Origin of the sequence: Clostridium sp. (genome assembly GCF_016650095.1) — a bacterium.
In the GTDB taxonomy this organism is placed as follows: domain Bacteria; phylum Bacillota; class Clostridia; order Clostridiales; family Clostridiaceae; genus Clostridium_AD.
Genome location: NZ_JAENWL010000414.1, coordinates 1 through 2,874, shown reverse-complemented (window position 1 = coordinate 2,874; position 2,874 = coordinate 1). Strand labels below are relative to the sequence as shown.

General features: G+C 32.4%; 3 protein-coding genes. All 3 read left to right on the top strand.

Annotated features, from left to right (window positions below):
• Positions 1–1,387, top strand: a 1,387-nt coding sequence (locus JJE11_RS17245; protein WP_291637853.1) for an L-fucose/L-arabinose isomerase family protein, incomplete at its 5' end; no start/stop codon positions are given.
• Positions 1,388–1,455: 68 nt separating this feature from the next.
• On the top strand, positions 1,456–2,427 hold the full coding sequence (locus JJE11_RS17240; RefSeq protein ID WP_366927962.1) for a D-ribose ABC transporter substrate-binding protein: 972 nt from the start codon (positions 1,456–1,458) through the stop codon (positions 2,425–2,427).
• Between the two features lie 69 nt (positions 2,428–2,496).
• On the top strand, positions 2,497–2,874 hold a 378-nt coding region (locus tag JJE11_RS17235), incomplete at its 3' end, for a DUF2291 family protein (protein ID WP_291637851.1).

The window sequence follows — 2,874 nt, the reverse complement described above, 5'->3', positions numbered from 1 at the left end:
CACAAGACGAAGTGTCTTCAGTGCACCTGATGCTATAAAATATCGAAAATTAACTGCTAATAAACTTAATGAACTAAATATTGAATTTGTTGATATTACAAATATTAATGATGAAGGCTTATTATATGATGATAAAGGACTGGCTTTAATTGAAGATAAATTTAAGAAGGCTAAAATTGATGGACTTTTTATTCCACATTGTAATTTTGGTACAGAATATGAATGTGCCCGATTGGCAAAAGAACTAAATATTCCTGTGTTATTATGGGGACCTCTTGATGAAAGACCTATGCAAGACGGTACAAGATTAAGAGATACTCAATGTGGTTTGTTTGCAACTGGCAAGGTTTTAAGACGATTTAAGGTTCCTTTTACTTATCTCACTAACTGTACCTTAGATGATCCAAAATTTGAAAGAGGAATTAAAGATTTTCTTAGAGTATGCAGTATTGTAAAGACTTTTAGACATACTCGTATTTTACAAATTGGACCAAGGCCATTTGATTTTTGGTCAACAATGTGTAATGAAGGTGAATTACTTGAAAAGTTTAATATTCAACTCTCTCCAATTCCTCTTCCTGAATTAACAAGTAAAGTCAAAGAAATTAACAAATTAAATTCACAAGAATTAAAGGATACTATTTCTTATTTAAGTTCTAATTTTACTGTAAATATTACAGGAGCTCAGCTTTCTCAAATTGCAGCATTGAAAATAGCAATGAAATCTTTATGTGATAAATATTCTTGTAATGCTGTTGCAATTCAATGTTGGACTGCTCTTCAAAGTGAAATAGGAATCATGCCCTGTGTTGCAAATTCTCTTATGAATGATATGGGAATTCCTGTGGTTTGTGAAACTGATATTCATGGTGCTATTACGGCTTTAATGGTTGAAGCAGCATCTTTAGAGGATAAGAAATCTTTCTTTGCTGATTGGACAATAAGACATCCTGATATTAAAAATGGTGAACTTCTTCAACATTGTGGACCTTGGCCACTTTCTGTTCTAAAAGAAAAACCTATCATTGGTTATCCATTAGCATTTAAGCACCCAGGATCTATTACAGGAGAGGCTAAACATGGTGATTTAACATTAGCTCGTTTCGATGGTGACGGAGGCGAATATTCTCTTTTACTTGGTGGCGCCAAAGGTGTTGAAGGACCTAACTGTGTAGGAACATATCTATGGATAGAAGTCGATAATATAAAACGGCTTGAATCAAAAATAGTTAATGGTCCTTATATTCATCACTGTGTAGGTATTCATGAAAATATAATTCCGGCTTTATATGAAGCTTGTAAATATATAAATATAAAAGTCGATCTATATGACCCAATACAAGAGAATGTTGAAGCATATCTTAGAGGGGAAGATGTAGAATTATAAAAAAATTAATTAGGTAAATCCTATTAATATATTCTATTCTAAGTTTTCAATTCATCAGGAGGTAATTTATGAATTGTATAAAAAAAATGTTAAGTGTTTCCCTTATGGTAATGCTTGCAACAACAATGGTATTTGCACAAGGATCTAACGAAAGTAGTGCAACTAAAACAGCAAAGAAATCAAATTTGATTTACATAATCACACCATCTCATTCTAATCCTTTCTTTAAAACAGAAGCTGACGCAGCTGCTGCAAAAGCAGAAGCATTAGGATATGAAGTTAAAAGTGAATCTCATGATGATTCAGCTGTTAAACAGTCAGAATTATTTGAAATGGCTATTGCTGATAAAGCTATTGCTATTATTTGTGATAATGCAGGTGCAGATGCAACTGTTGCCGCTGTTCAAAAAGCAAAAGATGCAGGAATTCCTACTTTCTTAATTGATAGAGAAATCAATCAAAGTGGCGTAGCTATTTCTCAAATAGTTGCTAATAATTATCAAGGTGCAAAAGAAATTGCACAGGTATTTGTAGAAGCAATGGGCGAAAAAGGTAATTTTGCTGAATTATTAGGTAAAGATTCTGATACCAATGCTCATGTTAGATCACAAGCTTTTCATGAAGTTGTAGATCAATATGATGGACTTGTAATGGTTGCTCAACAGACTGCTAACTGGGAACAAACTCAAGCTTATGAAAAAATGGGAACAATCCTAAAAACTAATCCTGATATTAAGGGTGTTTTATGTGGTAATGATACTATGGCTGTTGGTGCAGCAGCTGCAATTAAGAGTGCAGGACTTTCAGGTATCATAATTGTTGGTGTTGATGGTAGTGATGAAGCAGCAGCTGAAATCAAATCTGGATACATGACCGGTACTGCTCTTCAACAAGCAGCTCTAATTGCTGAAATGTCAGTTCAACAAGCTAATGATTATATCAATAATGGTACAACTGGCTTGAAAGAGAAACAGCTAGTAGATTGTATTGCAATTACAAAAACTAACGTAGATAGACTATCAAAGTTTGTTTATAGATAGAGTTTAATTTTTAGTACTTTTGCAGTTATTGCTACAAAAGTACTAAAAACATTCTACGAGAGGAAATATATGAAAAGAAATTACAAAATTTTACTTATTTTTATGATACTATTGTTCAGTATTTTTCAGATTAGTTGTGTAAAAGTTATTAAAACAGGTGAAGAAAATAAGTTAACTGGAAAAGTTGAATTTAATTCAACTACTGATGTAGCAGAAATTTGGGATACACAAGTAGTTCCTGAACTTAAAAATAAGGCCATAGATTTATCTGATCTATATGTAAAGTCAAAAGGAGATTTTGCTAATGTTTCTGATATGGGTCTTTATTCAATGGGTGATACAGGTGATTTAAATTTTACTGTTCAAGGTGAAGCAACAGTTGTAGAAAATAACAGTGATAAAAAGGCTGGATATTTGTTATTGAATGTTGATTCAATACCTTCTAGT